20 protein-coding genes are annotated in these 19,569 nt (G+C 51.3%); 15 read left to right on the forward strand and 5 right to left on the reverse strand.

Annotation, left to right across the window (positions count from 1 at the left end):
- Positions 1 to 11: 11 nt before the first annotated feature.
- The 5 genes from ACTNBK_RS02815 to lysS all read left to right on the forward strand — a co-directional run bounded on the left by ACTNBK_RS02815 (position 12) and on the right by lysS (position 5,514).
- A complete protein-coding gene (locus ACTNBK_RS02815; protein ID WP_441143408.1) occupies positions 12 to 1,292 on the forward strand; it encodes a murein hydrolase activator EnvC family protein in 1,281 nt (426 codons plus the stop codon).
- 100 nt (positions 1,293 to 1,392) lie between these two features.
- Positions 1,393 to 2,562, forward strand: coding sequence for a S41 family peptidase (locus ACTNBK_RS02820; protein ID WP_441143410.1), 1,170 nt, complete (start codon positions 1,393 to 1,395; stop codon positions 2,560 to 2,562).
- A gap of 93 nt (positions 2,563 to 2,655) precedes the next feature.
- Positions 2,656 to 3,363 carry a hypothetical protein gene (locus ACTNBK_RS02825; protein ID WP_441143412.1) on the forward strand — a complete coding sequence of 236 codons (708 nt, stop codon included), beginning with the start codon at positions 2,656 to 2,658 and terminating at the stop codon, positions 3,361 to 3,363.
- 142 nt (positions 3,364 to 3,505) lie between these two features.
- Positions 3,506 to 3,985, forward strand: a complete 480-nt coding sequence (greA, locus tag ACTNBK_RS02830; RefSeq protein ID WP_441143414.1) for a transcription elongation factor GreA — start codon at positions 3,506 to 3,508, stop codon at positions 3,983 to 3,985.
- Between the two features lie 26 nt (positions 3,986 to 4,011).
- On the forward strand, positions 4,012 to 5,514 hold the full coding sequence (gene lysS / locus ACTNBK_RS02835) for a lysine--tRNA ligase (RefSeq protein ID WP_441143416.1): 1,503 nt from the start codon (positions 4,012 to 4,014) through the stop codon (positions 5,512 to 5,514).
- Between the two features lie 939 nt (positions 5,515 to 6,453).
- Here lysS and ACTNBK_RS02840 read toward each other — a convergent pair.
- Positions 6,454 to 7,728, reverse strand: a complete 1,275-nt coding sequence (locus ACTNBK_RS02840; protein ID WP_441143418.1) for a tyrosine-type recombinase/integrase — start codon at positions 7,726 to 7,728, stop codon at positions 6,454 to 6,456.
- A 168-nt stretch (positions 7,729 to 7,896) separates the two neighbouring features.
- Between ACTNBK_RS02840 and ACTNBK_RS02845 the strand changes: the two genes are divergently transcribed.
- A complete protein-coding gene (locus ACTNBK_RS02845) occupies positions 7,897 to 8,109 on the forward strand; it encodes a helix-turn-helix transcriptional regulator (RefSeq protein WP_441143419.1) in 213 nt (70 codons plus the stop codon).
- A gap of 66 nt (positions 8,110 to 8,175) precedes the next feature.
- On the opposite strand, the gene ACTNBK_RS02850 is transcribed toward ACTNBK_RS02845, so the two are convergent.
- Positions 8,176 to 8,901, reverse strand: coding sequence for a helix-turn-helix domain-containing protein (locus ACTNBK_RS02850; protein WP_441143421.1), 726 nt, complete (start codon positions 8,899 to 8,901; stop codon positions 8,176 to 8,178).
- Positions 8,902 to 9,590: 689 nt separating this feature from the next.
- On the opposite strand from ACTNBK_RS02850, the gene ACTNBK_RS02855 reads away from it, so the two are divergent.
- From ACTNBK_RS02855 to ACTNBK_RS02875, 5 genes are all read left to right on the forward strand, one after another.
- Positions 9,591 to 9,941, forward strand: a complete 351-nt coding sequence (locus tag ACTNBK_RS02855) for a hypothetical protein (RefSeq protein WP_441143423.1) — start codon at positions 9,591 to 9,593, stop codon at positions 9,939 to 9,941.
- A 292-nt stretch (positions 9,942 to 10,233) separates the two neighbouring features.
- Positions 10,234 to 11,583, forward strand: coding sequence for a hypothetical protein (locus ACTNBK_RS02860; protein WP_441143425.1), 1,350 nt, complete (start codon positions 10,234 to 10,236; stop codon positions 11,581 to 11,583).
- Between the two features lie 154 nt (positions 11,584 to 11,737).
- Positions 11,738 to 12,793, forward strand: a complete 1,056-nt coding sequence (locus ACTNBK_RS02865) for a radical SAM protein (RefSeq protein WP_441143427.1) — start codon at positions 11,738 to 11,740, stop codon at positions 12,791 to 12,793.
- A gap of 207 nt (positions 12,794 to 13,000) precedes the next feature.
- On the forward strand, positions 13,001 to 13,714 hold the full coding sequence (locus ACTNBK_RS02870; protein ID WP_441143429.1) for a recombinase family protein: 714 nt from the start codon (positions 13,001 to 13,003) through the stop codon (positions 13,712 to 13,714).
- Between the two features lie 306 nt (positions 13,715 to 14,020).
- Positions 14,021 to 14,671 carry a SprT-like domain-containing protein gene (locus ACTNBK_RS02875; protein ID WP_441143431.1) on the forward strand — a complete coding sequence of 217 codons (651 nt, stop codon included), beginning with the start codon at positions 14,021 to 14,023 and terminating at the stop codon, positions 14,669 to 14,671.
- Between the two features lie 57 nt (positions 14,672 to 14,728).
- On the opposite strand, the gene ACTNBK_RS02880 is transcribed toward ACTNBK_RS02875, so the two are convergent.
- Positions 14,729 to 14,962: a helix-turn-helix domain-containing protein gene (locus tag ACTNBK_RS02880; RefSeq protein WP_441143433.1), complete on the reverse strand. Its 234-nt coding sequence runs from the start codon at positions 14,960 to 14,962 to the stop codon at positions 14,729 to 14,731.
- Between the two features lie 225 nt (positions 14,963 to 15,187).
- Between ACTNBK_RS02880 and ACTNBK_RS02885 the strand changes: the two genes are divergently transcribed.
- The 4 genes from ACTNBK_RS02885 (at position 15,188) to ACTNBK_RS02900 (ending at position 17,065) form a co-directional block, all read left to right on the forward strand.
- A complete protein-coding gene (locus ACTNBK_RS02885) occupies positions 15,188 to 15,469 on the forward strand; it encodes a hypothetical protein (protein WP_441143435.1) in 282 nt (93 codons plus the stop codon).
- A 135-nt stretch (positions 15,470 to 15,604) separates the two neighbouring features.
- Positions 15,605 to 16,168, forward strand: coding sequence for a hypothetical protein (locus ACTNBK_RS02890; protein ID WP_441143437.1), 564 nt, complete (start codon positions 15,605 to 15,607; stop codon positions 16,166 to 16,168).
- Positions 16,169 to 16,310: 142 nt separating this feature from the next.
- Positions 16,311 to 16,577, forward strand: a complete 267-nt coding sequence (locus ACTNBK_RS02895; protein ID WP_441143439.1) for a hypothetical protein — start codon at positions 16,311 to 16,313, stop codon at positions 16,575 to 16,577.
- A 20-nt stretch (positions 16,578 to 16,597) separates the two neighbouring features.
- On the forward strand, positions 16,598 to 17,065 hold the full coding sequence (locus ACTNBK_RS02900; protein WP_441143441.1) for a hypothetical protein: 468 nt from the start codon (positions 16,598 to 16,600) through the stop codon (positions 17,063 to 17,065).
- Between the two features lie 278 nt (positions 17,066 to 17,343).
- Here the strand turns inward: ACTNBK_RS02900 and ACTNBK_RS02905 are convergent, their stop codons facing one another.
- Both ACTNBK_RS02905 and ACTNBK_RS02910 read right to left on the reverse strand, forming a co-directional pair.
- Positions 17,344 to 19,125, reverse strand: coding sequence for an S-layer homology domain-containing protein (locus ACTNBK_RS02905; RefSeq protein ID WP_441143443.1), 1,782 nt, complete (start codon positions 19,123 to 19,125; stop codon positions 17,344 to 17,346).
- Positions 19,122 to 19,433, reverse strand: a complete 312-nt coding sequence (locus ACTNBK_RS02910; RefSeq protein WP_441143445.1) for a helix-turn-helix domain-containing protein — start codon at positions 19,431 to 19,433, stop codon at positions 19,122 to 19,124. The genes ACTNBK_RS02905 and ACTNBK_RS02910 overlap by 4 nt, the downstream gene beginning before the upstream one ends.
- Between the last annotated feature and the right edge of the window lie 136 nt (positions 19,434 to 19,569).

The raw sequence follows: 19,569 nt of genomic DNA on the forward strand, positions 1-19,569 counted from the left end.
GAGAAACGAACGTGTCTGAAGCAAAGCGTGTCCCCAAGAAAGCGGCGGCCAAACGCCCCAAGCGGGACTGGCATAAAACTGTGGTGGCGCTGCTGGCCCTGCTGATGGCGCTGCTGATGATCCTGCCCATGGTGACCATGGTGTTCCAGACGGCGGGTGCCGCTACCCAGGAGGAGCTCCAGGCCCAGATCGACGCGGGAAAGTCCCAGGTGGCCGACCTGAATGACCAGATCGACGCCCTGGGGGAACAGCTGGACAGCATCCAGGATGACAAGAATCAGGCGCTGCAGCAAAAGAGCCTGCTGGAGCAGCAGATCAACGCCCTCACCGAGAGCATCAACGGCGTCAGTGCCACCATCGCCCAGTATGACCAGCTCATCGCCGAGAAGGAGACCCAGGTGGCCGAGACCCAGGCCAAGGAGGAGGAGCAGTATACCCTCTTTTGTAAGCGGGTGCGGGTGATGGAGGAGATGGGCACTGTCTCCTACTGGGATATCCTGTTCGGAGCCTCCAGCTTCTCCGATCTGTTGGACCGGGCTACTATGGTCAGCGAGATCATGGACTATGACAATCAGATCATGGATGAGCTGGCGGCTACTCGTCAGGAGCTCCAGACCCAGCAGGAGAGCCTGGAGGCCTCCCGGGCCGACCAGCAGGCCCAGAAGGACGAGCTGGAGGGCCAGAAGAGCGAGCTGAACGCCAAGAAGACAGAGGTGGACCAGCTCATTGAGAGCATCAAGGCGGACGAGTCCAAGCTGGAGCAGGCGGAGGCTGAGCTGAAGGCAGAGGCCGACCGGATCGATGCCCAGATCGTCCAGAAGCAGAAGGAACTTCAGTCCCTCATTGCCGCTGGACAGATCAGCTTCGATCCCGGTTCCGGCTGGCAGTGGCCGGTCCCCGGGTATTACACTATTACCTCCACGTTCGGCCCCCGAATCCACCCCATCACCGGACGGCCAGGTAACCATACTGGTACCGATATCGCCGCCCCCGGCGGCACCAAGATCCTGTCGGCCCGGGGTGGTGTGGTGACTATCTCTACTTATAACAGTTCCTATGGCAACTACGTGGTGGTCCAGCACGACAACGGCATCTCCACACTCTACGCCCATATGAATTCCCGGGCGGTCTCCGAGGGTGATGTGGTGACCCAGGGCCAGGTGCTGGGCTATGTGGGCACCACCGGTTCCTCTACAGGCAATCATCTGCACCTGGAATTTCGGGTCAATGGTACCCGGACCGACGCTCTGAACTATTACCCGTCGCTGGCCGGTCAGTTCCGTTACAGCTGATCTGAGCGACCCACAGATTTTCTTGTAATTACAATATGGCAGGAAGGGAGGAGACGGGGCAAGAGCCCCGTCTCTGCTCTTTTGTAAGGAGGCCTCTGCGTTGACAAAGAAGCGTTTTTCCCCGCTGGCGCTGGTGGTCACCGCCCTGCTGGCGGCGGCGGTGACAGCAGCCGTCCTGGCCGGGGCGGCCTGGGTGCTGTTGGGGCGGGCCGGACTGGGCATGGCACAGGCCATGGTCCTCATCAACACACAGTTTGTGGGGGAGCACGACATCGATAAGGCGGTGGACCAGGCTATGGATGCCCTCATCAAGGGCCTTGGGGATCGCTGGTCCTACTACATGGATGCCGACAGCTACGCCGCCCAGCAGGAGAGCCGCAGCAACTCCTACGTGGGCATCGGCGTCACCGTCACCTATCCAGAGGGGGGCGGCATGCTCATCCAGTCGGTGACCGAGGGGGGACCGGCAGCGGAGGCCGGCCTGACCGCCGGGGAGCGGATCGTGGCGGTGGACGGCACCGAGCTGACAGGGGAAAACCAGAAGGAGGGTGCCACCCTCATCAAGGGGGAGGAGGGGACCCAGGTGGTGCTCACCGTGGAGTCCTCCGATGGAGCCTGCCGGGAGGTGACGGTGACCCGGAACCGAGTGGTGGTGCACCCGGCCGAAGGAAAGCTCCTGAGCGACGGCACGGGACTGGTGACCATCAAGAACTTCAACAGCTACTGCGCCGAGGAGACCATCGCCGCCGTGGAGGACCTGGTGGACCAGGGAGCAGAGCGCCTGGTTTTTGACGTGCGCAACAACGGCGGCGGCTATGTGGATGAGCTCACCCGGTTGCTGGACTACCTGCTGCCCGAAGGGGACATCTTCCGCAGCGAGACCAAGGCGGGGGCCAAGCAGGTGGTCACCTCGGACGCCAGTTGTGTGGATCTCCCCATGGCGGTGCTGGTCAACGGCAACACCTATTCGGCGGCGGAGCTCTTTGCCGCCGAGCTCCAGGAGATGGACTGGGGGGTGATCGTGGGGGAGCCCACCTTCGGCAAGGGCTTTTCCCAGCAGACCTTCCCCCTGCTGAACGGCGGCGCCATCAACATCTCCACCGCCCGGTACTACACCGGCAAGGGCGTCTGCCTCATCGGCACCGGCCTCACCCTGGACCGGGAGGTCACCCTGACCCAGGAGCAGAGCGAGGCCCTGGCCGCCGGCACCCTGGCGCCGGAGGACGACCCCCAGCTCCAGGCCGCCCTGGCCCTGCTGGCGGAAAACTGAAACGACGGCCCCGGAAGACCTGTGCTTCCGGGGCTGTTTTGTCCCTTGGATAAAGGAGGGGAGCGGCGCATATCCTTTCCCGAGGTGAGTGAGATGACAGGCCATATCGTGCCGGGGGCGGGGAATCGCTTCCTGGTCCGCCTCTCCCGGGAGCGAATTTTGGGACTGCCCCTGCTGCGGGGGGAGGTGCCGGGGAGGGAACTGACGCCCCGGGGAGTTCGCCGGACCGCCAGAGCTCTCCGGAAGGCGGGGATCGTCCGGGTGCTGGCCCCGGAAGGATTTCCTCTCTGGGAGGTGGTGTTGGCCCAGGGGCTCCGACCGGTGGAGACGGGGGAACTGTGCCGGACCCTGGCCGTCCCCATTGCCCTGGCGGCGCTGGCAGGAGACGGGGTGCCCCGCCGACAGGCCAGTGTGGCCCTGCAAGGGGACCGGGTCACCCGTGCCCTGCGGGTGGCGGCCATAGAACTGTGTCCCCAGGTGCGTCAGTTACTGGTGGAGGTCCCCGCCGGCGGCGAGGAGCTTCAGCGGGAGCTGAACCGGGAGTTCGGGCTGCCGGTGGTGGAGGGCGGGCCGGAGAGATGGACCCACCTGACCCTATGTTTTTCCCCGCCTGGGGAGGAGAGAAGAGGGCGGATTGTGGATCTCTCAGGGGAGACGCCCGGGCTGGCGGAGTACCGCTTCAACCTGCGGGAGGGTGCTCTTCCGGGTGATGCCGCCGCCCTGCCGTTGCTCGCCGCCCTGTGGGCCTCCGGCCGGCTGGAACGGGGCGATATTACCGTGCAGGCCCATTTTCACACTTGACAGACTGGAGGAAAGTACATATAATACAGAATAATGTAAAGGTATCACTATTTGCATAGCAGATTATGACCGATAACGGTCTTTCCAGGGGAATTTACCCCCATTTCCGCCGGAAAAGGCGCAGAAAGGAAGCAGAAACAGCATGGCGAAAGAGTATAAACTGAGCCCTGAGCGGTTCAAGGCGCTCCAGGATGAGCTGGTCTATCTGAAGACCGTCCGTGAGAAGGAAGTGGCCGACCAGATCAAGGAGGCCCGGTCCTTTGGCGATCTGAGCGAGAACAGCGAATACGACGAGGCCAAGAACGAGCAGGGCAAGCTCTACTCCCGGATCGCGGAGGTGGAGGGCATCCTCCAGAACTGCGTGGTCATCGAGGAGGCCCACGACGCCAACCACAACGCAGTGCGTCTGGGCAGCAAGATCACGGTTCTGGACAAGGAGTTCAACGAGCAGGAGGTCTACCAGGTGGTGGGCTCCCAGGAGGCTGACCCCATGAACGGCCTCATTTCTGAGGAATCTCCCTTCGGCAAGGCCCTGCTGGGCAAGGTCGTCGGAGATGACGTGGTGGTGGAGGCGCCCGCTGGCGTCCTGCGCTACCAGGTCTTAGATATTCAAAAGGCCTGAGAAAGGCAAGACAGGAGGAACCCGAAATGACAGAAGAGAAGAACACAGGCGCTCCCGAGGAGCTGGACCTGTCCGAGCAGAGACGCATCCGCCGCGCCAAGCTCAAAGAGCTCCAGGACGCGGGTCAGGACCCCTTCCAGATCACCAAATACATCGTCACTGCTCACAGCGCCGATGTGAAGGAGAAATTTGATGAGATGGAGGGCAAACAGGTCTCCGTGGCGGGCCGGATCATGTCCAAACGTGGCATGGGCAAGGCCGTGTTCTGCGATCTTCAGGACGGGAAGGGCCGCATCCAGCTCTATGTTCGCATCGACGAGTTGGGCGAGGAGCCCTTTGCCAAGTTCAAGAAGACCGACATCGGCGACATTGTGGGCGTCGAGGGCGAGGTCTTCAAGACCAAGCGGGGCGAGATCTCCATCAAGGCCCATAAGGTCACCCTCCTGTCCAAGTCCCTCATCCCCCTGCCTGAGAAGTTCCACGGTCTGAAGGACACCGAAACTCGGTTCCGTCAGCGCTACGTGGACCTCATCATGAACGAGGATGTGCGCCGGACCTTCGAGATCCGCACCAAGTTCATCAAGCACGTCCGCGCCTACCTGGATGCCCGGGACTATATGGAGGTGGAGACCCCCGTCCTCAATACCATCTCCGGCGGCGCCACCGCCCGACCCTTCATCACCCATCACAACACCCTGGACATCGATATGTATATGCGTATCGCCACCGAGCTCCATCTGAAGCGCCTCATCGTGGGCGGCTTCGAGCGGGTGTACGAGATCGGCCGCATCTTCCGCAACGAGGGCATGGACCCCAAGCACAACCCCGAGTTCACCTCCATTGAGCTCTATGAGTCCTATGCCGACTTCCACGACATGATGGACATCACCGAGGGCATCCTGTCCTCCGCCGCCAAGGAGATCCTGGGCGATTACCACGTCCAGTGGCTGGGCACCGACATCGACCTGACCCCCGGCTGGCAGCGGCTGACCATGATCGACGCCGTGAAGCAGTATGTGGGTGTGGACTTCGACGCCATCAGCGACGACGAGACCGCCTGCAAGGCTGCTGAGGCTGTGGGTATTGACCTGGAGGGCTGCGAGCGCACCTGGGGCACCGCCCTCTACGAGTGCTTCGACCAGCGGGTGGAGGAGAAGCTGATCCAGCCCACCTTCATCACCATGTACCCGGTGGAGGTCTCCCCCCTCACCAAGCGCTCTCCCAAGGACCCCCGCCTCACCGAGCGGTTCGAGCTCTTCATCAACCACGCCGAGTTTGCCAACGCTTTCTCCGAGCTCAATGACCCCATCGACCAGCGGGGCCGCTTCGAGCATGAGATCGCCCTCCGTGAGGCCGGCGACGACGAGGCCGGCATGATGGATGAGGACTTCATCAACGCTCTGGAGTACGGCATGCCCCCCACGGGCGGCCTGGGCATTGGCATCGACCGCTGTGTCATGCTGCTGACCAACTCCGATACCATCCGTGAGGTCATCCTGTTCCCCACCATGAAACCTCTTGGAGAGTAATTCCTAAAAAATGTTCTGAAATGCGCTGATTAGCTGAAAATACAGGTAATTTTCAGGAAAAAAGTTTAGATGTTTGAACGGGACTTTATGTTTTACCCCAGCTTTACCCCATTTGCCGAAAATGCCCCAGCTCAAGCATGACATAATCATGTTGACTGAGAGGCTGAAATAAGGCGAGCGGGAGATATCTCTAAATAAAAACAGGGTACAGATTTCTTTGATAGATTTCTGTACCCTATTTTTTTGCCCACAGGAGCACTGGATGGCGCAGGAGCGACGATTGAGTTTTTCAAGGGTAAGTTTGCCCCTGAAATTAAGAGCGCTTAGAAAGGCTGTTAGCGGCTTTACAACGGCTTGTTAAATCTGGTGCATTTACAGTGCCCATAAGGATCGCTGTGCCTGAGCCAATAGCTGCTAACTTCAACTGTGCGTCCGCAATTCTGACAGAGGCACTTCCATCTGGTTTCATTGCTTCTGATTCTTGTGTTCTTTACCGGCTCAATCACTTTGAGAAAACCAAAGGTCTGGCCTGTAAGGTCATGCTTGATTTGGAACTGGGAGCAACCGCAAGATTTAGTTTTGCCGCTGCGGAGGCTGTCAGAAAGCACAGATACGATATTTCCGCACTCGCATTCGCAGATCCACTTCGCTTTGCCTGGTTCTGCTTCTGGGTCTTTCTGTATCACTGTCAACTTTCCGAATGACCTGCCTTTCAGATCAATGAGGGTAGGTGATTGCTGGTGCCGAAGACATCCACATGATTTTGTTCCGTTTTTCTTCAACAAATTGGATGAAGAGATAATGGCGGTATTGCCACACTCACATTGGCATAGCCACATAGGACGACCTGGCTTCCTATCGTCTACCCTTTTTACAACGGTCAACATATCAAATGTTCGCCCGGTGAGGTCGATTAACTTTCCCATTTGAAGCCCTCCATCAAGAGATTTTTATTTTCCCTTCGAGATTGGAGAACGACTCTTGCTTTTTCTCCTTGGTAGCTTCCGCGTAAATGTTCATCGTGGTTTCAATGTCAGCGTGCCCCATGATTTCTTGGATGACCTTGATATTCCTTTCGTTCTCGCAGAAGCGAGTGCAGAAAGTATGGCGTAGGTTATGTGCGGAAAAATGCCGGATCAATACAGGATCTCGCCCTTCCTGATCGGCCCGCACTGTTTCGTCTTCGATATAGGCGGCGCAAATACGGTCTATGGCTCGGTTGACGCTATGAGGGGACAGAGGATCACCATATCGGTTCTGGAAAATAAAGCCAGTATATCCATCAATGACACATTCGTTGAACCCGATTATCTCTTGCGTTTGCCACTCTGTTTCAAGAGCAGCTTTGACCTCTGACAACATAGGAACAATGCGGGTGCCGGCACTCGTTTTTGGTGTCACGATATGGAAGCGTGCTTTTTCGTCGTCTTCATATTTCCGATAGACCATGTTATGATTGATACTGATAATTCCTTCGTCGAAGTCACAGTCTTCCCAGCGCAGGCCAATAGCTTCACCGATGCGGCACCCTGTACCGAGGAGAACCGTAAAAAGAGGGAGCCAATGATTATAGACTTTGTGGTTTTTCATATAGTCAATAAACGCTGCTTGCTCTGCAATAGTCAAGGCGTGTCGTTTAGGCTTTTCCCAGTTGTGGCTCTTTTTGATTTCGGCCATTGCCCCGGTAGCGGGATTGATACGAATATAGTTGTCTCGGACAGCCAGGGTAAATACGGGGTGGATGATGGTGTGAATGATCTCCATAGAGTTGGGTTTGAACCCTTTTTCTCTGATGAGCTTATTATAGAAAGCCTTGACATCTGAGTATTTGATACTGGCGATTTTCTTTTTGCCAATATCGTCTTTTACATATTTGTTGTACATATAGAGGTAGTTGCTGCGGGTGGTGTCCTTCAGCTCAGGCTTGTTTGCCATATACAGCTTAAACAGGTCATTGAGTGTGGCTTTGTTCTCGACGGCGGCTTTAATTCCGTCTTCCAGATCACGGTTGATTTTGCGCTCCTTTTCTCTTAGACTAAGATCATCTTTACAGCCCGGAGGAAGACGATCGGTGGGAACGAGTCGCTTGCTGTACACATCACGCCGAACCCCATCTGCATCTGTATAGCGGTATCGGTACGATCCATCCTTGCGCTGGGATTCACCGTCTTTCAGGATACGGCCTTTGTTGTCTGTTCGTTTTAATCCAGCCATACTATTTCCTCCTTGTCTCGGTATGGATGGTAAGTTATCAGTTACATAATACCTTAGATAATTACTTACGTCAAGAAAAAATTCACTATTTAGTTACTCTTGAAATTTATTGTTGATTTTCGTAGCCATTCAATTTATAATGAAAATCAAAGTGGGGGAGGTGTTGGTATGTCAATGGCTGAGAAAATCAAAATTGCACTCATCAAGCGCAATATGACTTTGAAGGAATTGGCGACACGGGTTGGATGTACCTCCCAGAATCTCAGCGGAAAATTCAAACGGGACAATTTTAGCGAAAAGGAGTTGCAGGAGATAGCGTCGGCGCTGGATTGTTCGTTTGAAGGACGGTTTATCAGCAATGATACCGGAAAAGAAATCTAAAGCGGTAAGAGCGTAGGATTTTCACCTACGCTCTTTTTTTGCGTGTGTATTGGCCTCAGCGGGGGATTAGGTTGATGTAGTTTTCGACTCTTTCAACTCTTTTAGGAGTCTGCGCTTTTCTTCATCCAATACGGGTGCTCCGCTCATCTCCCGCATACTTTGTGGATTGCGGTACTGGTATCGTATCCCCTCTATCGACTTTACAATTCTGCTTACAAAAAGTTGGTCAAGTAGAATGTCTGCATACTCAAAATCAGTAGTGTCGGTGCCCGAATCCGTCAGATCAAAGTCTGTTGCGGTTTTTACTCCTTCGGCGGTGAAGTGTAGTGTTTCTTTAGGGATAGGCTCTGAAAACAAGTAGCGTGATAGATTGAGCAGGAGTTGGTTGCCCCACTCTTTTAGAGAATCGTCTTTAAGCAGTAAATTGATTGCCTGCTTTTTCTTCTCGTCAATAGAATTTCCTGACTTTGTGTATTCGACAAGGGTTGTCGTCGCCTGTTCAGATAGGCCGACATCCTCAACGGAAAGGCTTGCTGTTTTAGGATTGGTAAACTCTGACAGTCCCAAAAGCCAATCAGCCGAGACATTAAAGTATCGTGCAAGGTGGGCAATCGTCTCCCAGTCGGGGCTTGATGTCCCATTTGCGTAGAAACCGACTGCTTGTCTGCTTTTTCCAATGGCATCTGCTACATCCTGTTGAGTAACGTGCAGCTCGTCCATTATAGCGCGTAGTCGCGTTGGAAAAATGGTATTGTAACGTTCATAAAGTGGTATTTCTTTCTGGCGTCGCACAGTGTTCACCTCCATATTAGCTAATATTATAAGCAAATAATTAGATGTGCTTGTTTTATTAGCGTAATTATGATACAATACCATTAGAAAGAAGTCAAGAACAAATTCCAAGTTCATATCGCAGAACCCAGAAGCGTGACCGTAGCGAAATCCAGGCGGGGCGCATACAGCAAAGGAAAAGGAAATGTTAGTTTTATCCAGAAAATAGGGCGTGATTGTGATACCTTCGACCGTGCATTTATGCTAAAAAGTTCAAAAGTTCAGAACCGCAAAATCGAATTATCACTTTTGAGGTGATAAATTCGGAATTTCGATGCCCGAACGACCGTCAGTTAATGGAGCGTTCTAAAGTTGTCCCTTAGAGGGGAAAGGGGTATATGAGCTGCGCTCAAAGTAGGCTAAAAAGTTGCAAAAATAGCTATTTTTCAAAATTTCGTTTTTGCAGTTAGGCCGCTCGCTTCGCTCGCGGGATATACGGAGAGTTGGTAGCGGCCTAACCCAAAAGGTAGGTGCGGGGTAGAGACTGTCAGCGTGCTAAAACCGTACGCACAAAGCAAAACTCAAGTCTTCTGCTATATGGCAGCGCGGGCATACATAAAAATATCCTTATGATAACTTAGACATTAACATTTAATTTTTGCTCGGGGTACCAGATCGACGTATTCGGCACGGGGAAAAGGAGGCTTTCGGTGTTTAAGGCATTATTCGACAAAACAGACATAACGGAAGTGCGGCGTCATGAGGACAGACTGAGAAAGCGGCTTGAAAGGCTCGGATTCCACGTATCAAAAGGGGAAACGGTAAAGCGATCATCCCACTTAAAGAAGTTAAAACGTGAGCCGAGAAGTGCAGGATTTAAGATTACCAATGTTTCTACCGGCGATGTTGAGTGCGGTGGAAAATATGATTTAACCTTAGAAGAGGTTGAAGAGTTTTGGTTGCGGGAATACAACAAATGGAACATTGCGAAGTGGCAGGAGAAGAGGAAGCGGAGAGAGGGACAGGCAAGAAAAGACGGGAAAAGCATTTTTTTGTGGTAATAATTACTGAAAAACAGTGTTTTTGTCTAAATTACACGCTTTTTTCGTAAACTTCTGCCTCGAACCAATTTTGTAACCATTTTGTAACTATTTAAGACGAATAACAAACGTCCATAAACGCTAATTTTCATTAAAAAGTTCCATATAACAATGAAAATAAATGAAATTTCAAACTTTTTGCCGAGCAAAACTCCGAACCTGCTTTTTGAACTTAAATTAGACGTTTTAAGGCATGAAAATGGGCGAAAATGCGTCAGTAGACGCATTTATATCGAGATTTAGGGAGGATACCGTGAAAACCTTAGATAAAGTTGATTTGTCCGACGCAAAAAGCAGACAAAGATATGAAGATTTGCTACGGAAAAGGTTCCATAGAATCGGATATCGCCTATCAAAGGGTAAATCTTTTAACCAGTCCAGCGGCTTTCAGATCATCAATGCTGCTTCTGACGCTGTTATAGCTGGCGATGACTACGGCCTGTCTGTTCGGGAAGTTGAAGAGTTTTGGCTTGCTGAGTACAACCGCCGAAATGCTGAAAAGCAAAAGAGACTACATGAGCGGGCGGAAACGGTATCCAATAAAATGCGGCCTAAGACGGTCAAAATTGATAATCGGTGGACTATCACCAATGATAACCGTGCTATTCGCGTATTGAATGACCATATTGCGCGGTATGGCAACTTTGACGCCGATGGTCATGGGGCGGGCGGAGATATTACAACCGTAATGTATCGAGCATACCGTCCGTATGCCTGCCCGAAGTTTAGTCGGGTGTGGCCGATTGACGGAAACTGGAGCAATCTGACAGACTGTAACTTGCGTTCAGACGCTGACGAAGCAACGCTTCCTGATGGTGTAGTCCCCATTACAACGCAACGGCGGATATGGCACGATGGTTTTCGTATTTGTGTGAAATTGCCTATTAACGATCAAGTTTTCTTCACAGAGTGGAACCGCGAGTTATTTAACATCCTATCCACACGCAAAATCCTGAGCGGGTGGTACCTCCAGACGCAGTGTCGCAAGACAAAGACGGCACTGAGGCTGTATTCCCGTATTAACGGAAGTATTATTATTTCCTTCGCTGGCATTGTAGCCCTTTTTGATGCGGAAAAGGTTGATCTGAATAACATTCCGGGTTCCTTGCTTGCCGGAAAGAAATGGATGCAGGATAACCAAATGCAAGTCGATCATCTCCGCGACAATGCAGCAAACAACACCACCCACAATCTTGCAATCATGCCAAAGCATCAGAATGGAGGTAAATCGGATATGGTTACGGAGATTACAGCGCCATTCGCTTTTATCCCCGTGCGTATCGGAGAGAGCTTCCGTATATTGCTTGGCAAATATACCGGGGAAGACTGGTATAGCCGCTATATCATCTGCAACGGTGTGGGGCAATTCTTGGAGTGTTTAAGCCGATTCTACAAAATTGCAAAAGACAGTGGGGAAATGCTTCCTATGCCGGAGGATCATGCTAAGACCAGCTGCATATCCCAAATGCTCTGTGATGACGGACAGGAGTATCACGGGGAGCAGTACAATCCCATTGAGGGATTGTTACGAGCTGAGGAGAGCGTTTTTACACCGTGGAATGGGGATGTGTCATTATTGCATCTCGATACAGAAAGATGTTGAATTGAACAAGGCGATTGATGACAGCATTAAGGAGGCAGAGGAATTTGTGTAGCGCAGAATATGAAATCGAGCCGGGGCTTGACTATGAAGCTGTAGCGGTGGCAATGAAAGCGTTGGAAGCGCTGGAAGTGGTGAGCTAAGGGAGGGCGACAGCATGGATAAGGTGGTATTCAATCAGCTTATCATAGAAGTAACCAGGCGTTGCAATATGAGCTGCGCCCATTGTCTGAGAGGGGACGCACAAAATGTCGATATATTAGGAATAGACATCGACAATGTACTCAATCAGACTGAAGCCATAGGAAACCTTGCAATCACGGGCGGCGAGCCGACTTTGAACCTGAAAGCCCTTCAACATATCGCTAACGGGATAGCAAAGAGGGGCATTCCAGTTTCCAGAGTAGAGATAGTGACTAATGGGCTGATTTATGATGATCGATTTATTGCCATTGTCAAGCGGTTTTCTGATATTACGCACCTGACACAGCAATTCGGCTATGGGAATATGGAGCGGGAGACGTGGCGCGTTCAGATCGGCGTATCACTTGACCGATACCATGAAGCCCAAGACATATGCAAAAAGAACTATATCAAGTACAAGAGCGCCCTGAAGGGCTACGCGGAAGTATTGAGGGTATCGCACGGAAACGCCCCCAGAAATGAGGGAAGGGCGGTAGCGCTAACCGAAACGGTTAATTTTTCTTCTATCATAAATTCCTTTATGCTGCAACAGGTAGAGATATTGAGCGCACAGCACAAGCCAATGTGCAAATTTTACAAAAGCTACCATCTTGACCGCCCAGATCAGAAGGTAGTCTGTTGCGGGGTATACCTTAATGTCTGGGGTGAAGTATTGCCAGGTATGGCTTGCGACACTGACTATGATTGCAGAGGGGTAAGAATCTGTGATTCTTACGAACCGATATGGGAAAAGATCATAGAGTACAACAGAGCACATGAACGGCAACACTGTACCTATTGCGATGATTTGCGGATAAAGAGCAACCTGGTAAGAGACCAGAAAGAAGCCGACAGAGAGACGGCTCTTTTCACGGCACCGGAGGCCATGGACGAACCCAGCTCCGAACCGATGTATATTAACGGCTTTCATAAGCGATATGGTAAAGAGTTTCCCAAATGGTTTTTGCCGGACAACTATCAGGATTTGGAGCGAGCGGCAAGCGAAAAGGAGTACATCAAGGCACAGTAGGCCGGAGAGGGGATGAGCGTATAGGAGCGCTCTCCCCTCTTTTCTTACACATGAAATTCAATCCTGCATCCATGCTTGTACGTATTAAATCTGACGTACATCAATAAAGTATCAAAACTTATTGACTTCAGCCGCCGAATGTGGTATATTATAAGTATCAAATCTAACGAACGACAGAATAGATATAATTCGGAGAGGGTGGCGACTATGGCAATGTATGGATACGTCCGTATTAGCACGCGGAAGCAGAGCATTGAGCGACAAATCCGAAATATCAGGGCGACATATCCAGAGGCGACGATTGTTGAAGAAGTGTACACCGGTACCAGCTTGAACCGTAAGGAATGGAACAAGCTCCAGAACAAGCTGAAAGAGGGAGACACCGTAGTATTTGACAGCGTTTCTCGTATGAGCAGGACAGCCGACGAAGGAGTTGAAGCCTATTTTGAACTTTACGGCAGGGGCATCAACCTCGTTTTCCTCAAGGAGCCGACGATCAGCACGGCGGTATATGCGGCGGCGCTGAAAAATCGAACTTTGACCATCTCCCAGGACGGCAGTACAAGCGAGGGAAGATTGATACAATCCATAATAAGCGCACTCAATGACTACCAGAGGGAACTTGCAGCCGCCCAGATACGGATTGCATTTGACCAAGCCGAAAAAGAGGTGGAGGACTTGCACCAGCGCACCCGTGAAGGGATACAGACGGCCAGAGCACACGGTAAGCAGATAGGAGCGGTGCCAGGAAAAAAGCTGACCACCAAAAAGAGCGTGGAAGCCAAAGCGGTTATTATAAAGCACTCTCGGGACTTTGGAGGAGGGCTTGACGACGGTGAGCTAATGAAGCTAACAGGGCTTGCGCGGAATACTTATTACAAATATAAAAAGGAACTGAAATCAGAAAGCGCGGAGGAATAACCCCCGCGCTTTTTTTGGCCGCTGAGTTTGCACGAATATACACCAAAAAATAATGTATAATATGCACAAAAAAATAGTGTATATCTTGGCTGCTTTGCCAATAGACATACACTAATATTTAATGTATAATGATAATCAGAAAGAGGGAGGGAACGAAACCGGTCAAGGTGGACGCTGAGGCGAGAGCCGACCAAGAACACCAGACAAGAGCGGGACGGGATACGGAATGGGAAGCAGATGAGGCCACAGCCGCAACGCCCACCGCCACCGGGGACACTCCCCCAAAAATGAAAGGGGCCACTTACCATGAAGGAAACCACAAAGACAAGTAGGCTTGCCGGACAGCTTGAAAAACTGTATAACAAGCTCAATGCTGATTTCTTCAACGGGGAGCTGGAACCGCCAATCATCACAATTCAGAGTAGCCCCCGAACCTATGGACATTATACCCTTTATTCGGCGTGGAGCGTTAAAGGACAGGAGCGGCGGGAAATCAACATTGCAGCCGGGACGCTGGACAGACCGATTGAGAACGTGACAGCCACCCTCCTGCATGAGATGTGCCACCAGTACAACGCCGAAGTGCTCCATGCCCAAGACTGCAGCGGAAGCTCCAAGGCGTACCACAATAAGGCTTTTAAGGCGGCAGCAGAGGCCCACGGATTGATCGTTTCCCGCTCCGATAAATACGGATGGAGCCACACCGAACCGGGCGACAAGCTCATTGAATGGTTCATTAGGAACGATGTACAGGAGATCATGATGAGCCGCAACGACGTGACTGGGCCGAGAATTGGCGGGAGCGGGAATGCGGCCAACGGTGGAGCAAAGACCCCAGGAGCGACAAAAGGGCACTACCGCCGATATGTTTGCCCCGTGTGCGGTATGATCGCCAGAACTACCAAGGATGCTCGCTTGATCTGTGGGGATTGCCTCGCCCCCATGACCGAAAACTAAATGTTAACATCTAATAGGAGGGATCAGCCGATTGGCTGGCCCTTCTTTTTTTTGCCCTTACTCGGGATTTGAAGCGCTTTCGGCGGAATCATCTTCATATTCGAGGATGTCCCCAGGCTGACAGTTTAGCAGATGGCAAAGCCGCCCCATGTTAGGCCAAGATACAAGTGCCTCGTCTCTAAGCTGCTGGATGACGCTTTCACCTAAGAGCTTTTCGCGGCGGAGTTTATATGTGGAGTATCCGGCAGTTTTAAGAGCGGCCAACACATCAATTTTATACTTTACAGGCATAATAACACCTTCTTTTTTGAGTTGGAGCGGGAGCAGTATATAAATGTGCACCTTTTCCATTGTCCTTATTATAATACGGACATACACTGAAAATCAATGCACAATATACACAATAATTTAATGTACATTCTGGCGACTTTGCCAATAGACATACACTAATATTTAATGTATAATGATAATCAGAAAGAGGGAAATAAAACGTCAAACTTAAAGGAGGACTAAAAAATGTCTACTATCGAAATCATCAGCAAGATTGAAGCCCTGAAGGAATGGGAAGCCTTGGCAGAGGAAGCCGCTGCAGAGATTGAATCCCTGCGGGATGCCATCAAGAAGGAGATGGACGGTCGAGGCGTCGAGGTCATCGAGGCAGGACAGTACATCGCACGGTTTACCACGGTGCAGAGCAGCCGGTTCGACACTAAGCGGTTCAAAAATGAGCTGGGCGAGGACGTTTACAAGCGGTTCTGCAAGGAAACGATCAGCCGCCGCTTTACCATTAGCGGCTAAAGAAAGGGCGCATACCTGACGGCCTGGACAGCAAGACAGGTAGCACCCCGGTACCAACACCCACAGGGGGCGGGCAACCACAGTATAACATAAGCCCGCCCCCAGTTGCAAGCGCTTAAAGGAGGAAAGAACATAATGGAGCGGGACAGCATTATAACAGAATGGGAGAGTATGACCGGCAAAGAGCAACATGATATGATAGCCGCTTGCGTCTACCAGGTAGCACAGCGTGAGCACGGCGTACAGGCACTTTACCAGCACGGGCACAGCATAGATGAGTATATCAGCGAGGCGTGGTTGAAGCTCGCAGAGACGATGACAGCGGGCGAGGTGGAGCAGATCAACGCCCAGCGCCAGCAGGACGGCAAGAAGCCTATTACCCTTATTAGCATGGTATATAGGGCGGTAAGGGCAAGTATGAGCGCAGTGGTGAGGGCTGACAGGATACAGGACAGCAGGGACGGCGGGGAGCTTGCCCCCGAGCGAGAGGCCGGGAAGGACAGCACAGAGGCCGTTATTATAGCGGTTGACCTTCAGCGGTTTATGGAACAGAGAGACAGCAGGGACAAGAGCATAGCGGCACTTATTGGCGAGGGATTGACGGAAAGGCAAATAGGAGAGGCCATAGGTATCAGCGGGCCAGCAGTGCATAAACGGATAGCGCGGATGAGAAAAGAATTGATTAAGGCCACGGCATAAGCTGAAGCCCAGCGGCGAGGGCTTAAAAATATCGCCGTACAATATACACAAATATTTAATGTATATTTAGAGATTGTGCCGATAGACATACATTAAAATATAGTGTATAATAATGATCAGAGCAGAAGAAAGGAGTATAAGGATGGCAGTAATAATTATCTATCTTGCCGTATTCGCTGGGGGATTTGGTGTGGTGCTACTGGAAGAGTGTCTGAAAGAGTATCGCCGACAGACGCGCGGACTGACTTTGGATGAGCAATTCCAACGGACTATGGCTGATCTTGACCGGGATGTTCGCGAGAACATCAATACGGGTGTTGTGAGACTGCGGCAGGAGTGCAAGAGGATGGAAGGACAAAAACAGCGCAACGCTGAGCTGCGACAGAAGTACCCGGAGTTGTACCAATAAATTATTAGGAGGTTTATGAAATGTACATCAAGAACAATATGACCGATACCGAGGGTTTTGCCTTGGATACTGCCCGCATCGGCAACACCAGCACCAGCAAAAAAAAGATCGTACTACCCTACAATGGCTCGTTGCCTGTTGACCTCAGCGGTACCACCAGTGCAGCCATTGTCATCACGCTCCAGGTGGGGTTGACCGTCAACATCCTTTTGAGCGTCGAGCGGGACAGGAGAAAATACCGCTATCCCGTCAAAGCCACGCCGGAAGAGATTGACCACATCTTGCAGTCCTTCTTTTTCGATGCGGACGGCCAAACCAGACGCAGCACCGGCCTGGATCGCTACAGTCTGGGACTTTGGCAGGGAAGCTACATTAACTGGCGGCGGCTTGTGCTGGAGGAACACGGTCTTGACAATCTTCTTTTCCAACTCTCCCCCGCCGCCGTCGAAAGAGTGTTGCAGCATATCAGACACAGCGAAACAGCATGACGCCTCAAAAGGCAAGCGCCCCCGGTTCACACCGGGGGTTTTGCTTTGCCGAGGGAGCGAGGAGAGGCCCGCCACACCGGGGGAGCCATCACATTTTCAAAACCACATTTTATCTGATATATACTCCCAGTACCTTCCTTCTATTGCGTACCCTTAAAAATGTTCAAAAGTTAGGACTTCGAGCGGACGCCTCCTTTTCCCAAGGGGGATACCTTACATTTTTAGAAAAAAGGGACTCCTACCCACCCGCTCGATCTACTCTTGGTTACAATTTCGGCCTATCTGTATTGCTTTAGCACCATGTTAATAAGCTCAACCGCCTCTTCACGGGTTATCACATCGTCGGGGACAATCTCGGCACTGTCCTCAATCCATCCGAGAGCAACAGCCGTTTTAAAGGCCGGCTTTGCCCACCCATCATATCGGATATGCTGTAAAGCGCACTCCTGCGGCTCCACAAAGCGCCCCAGGACAGTCAAAAGCTGCGCCCACGTTGTCGGGCTGTCAGGTGCAAAATATCCGTTTCCAGTACCGCCGACAACGCCAGCATCGGCCAGCGCCAGCACAAAGGGAGCATACCAAGCACTGGCATCCACATCGGTAAAGGAGCGGGACGGCGCACTTAACGCAGCCACGCTCTCATTATCCAACAGCCGATATACTATGGTTGCCATTTGCGCACGGGAAAGTGGATCATCCTCATGGAGTAAGCCATCCCCATACCCTTGTAGTTTAGCCGAGCGGGAGCAGTCTATGACGGCCATACCACAGGACAATGGTGCTGCTGGCTTTGAGGGTTCTTCTGGGACTGTCTCTGTAGGCACCGTGGGCTTGGTTGTAGGCTTGTGATATCTGGGAGGGGTAAAGTCATCATCGTCGTTGTTGCTGTCCTCTGAGGGGCTTGTGTGCGGTTCCTGGGGTAGGTCAACATTCTCAGTATTATTGTTCTCTTCCTCCTGTGGTGGCTCCAATTCCCCGTTATCATCTTCGTTTGGTGTCTCCTGTTCGTGTCCGTTGTCTGGTTCTTCTGGCTCTGTATCAGGCTCTTCCGGTTGTGGTTCTTGCTCTTCGTGATCTGGTTCTTCCGGCTCAAATTTAGTTGCAAAATATTCGGCGGCATCTTGTGTTGACAAGTAGATTAGCCGTATAGCCCCATTGTTGTTATATGGGAGTTCGACTTTGTTGCCGGTAGTTTCATCATAAAAACCCGCTTCATCTTTTGCCTCATCGGTAATAATTAGCGTACTGTTAATATAGATATCCGTCCCAGTACCATGCTCCGGATCAGCTAAGATGTTACCATAAATTTGACAATTATTTATTGTGGTAAGACCTCCATAAGCAACTATGCCTCCGCTCCAATTCTCGGTTATGATACAGTCGGTAAGTTCCAGGTTGCCACAATTATATATCGCCGCTAAATCATTCTTTGCAAAAACGCATGATTCGCAGATTGCGGCTGCATTGTATCCAAGGTTAAGAGAGTAAGATGCGTTGTTTGTAAACGAGCAGTTGTAAATGGTTCCCACGTCAAATTCTGCTGTCTTAGCCTTGACGTTTATAAAATTCCCGCTATGGACATTTTTCCCGTCAAAATGGCAGTTTAGCACGTTTGATGATCCCGAAATATCTATCGTCTGCTTATATTCAGCTGTATCTATGATGTCAAATCCGCTAAGTGTACCACCGGCCCAAATGTCAAACATCGCATAATATAGGTAACTGCTCGAAGTAAAATCATCTGCTCTCTTTAGCGTTATGTGCTTTTCTGTCTCCAGCACGCTACTTCCGGCGATACTAATTTGCTTCGTGAGTTCAATAGTGTCCCCATCTTCAGCGGCAGAAACAGCGGCTTGTAGCTCTTCATATGTGGATACCTTCACGTGGCCTTCCTCTGTTGTGTCTGGTGATAGTTGATCCTCAGACTGTTTCTCGTTGGTTCCCGGCATAGGCTGTTCCCATGCTATTCCGTCTACATCCTGGCCGTCCTCTGCATAGGCCAGCGGTATAGTGCTTACGATTAGAAGTAGCGTAAGCAGTACAGACAATAACCTCTTCATTGCAGTTCCTCCAATTTCTGATTTTTTACTGTCATGGAGGCTACAAGATCACTGATTGCCGCCGCCTCTGCGGTAGTAAGGCCAGATATATCCAGCATTCTTACATCTTGCCGCCCTAAAAGATAGTCAGTGCTCACACGGTAGAGATTTGCCAGCCGGATCAGTACATCATAAGAGGGTTGCCGTATGTCCGTCTCATATGCCGAGATTGCCCCCTTGGAAACACCCACCAATCGCGCCACTTGGTCTTGCCGCAGCCGCTTGTCCAGTCTCAGTTGCCTTAAACGTACAGAAAGATCAATAATCATGTGCATTACCTCCATGCACATGGTACAGGATAGCATATTATGAACAACTCACCGAAAACTACCGTCTACGATTGGAAAACACTGAAATATGGAGAAAAAAGCCACCTCTTTCGAGATGGCTTTTGATAATAAGATT

Origin of the sequence: Intestinimonas sp. HCP28S3_D6 (assembly GCF_052065695.1) — a bacterium.
Lineage (GTDB): Bacteria > Bacillota > Clostridia > Oscillospirales > Oscillospiraceae > Intestinimonas.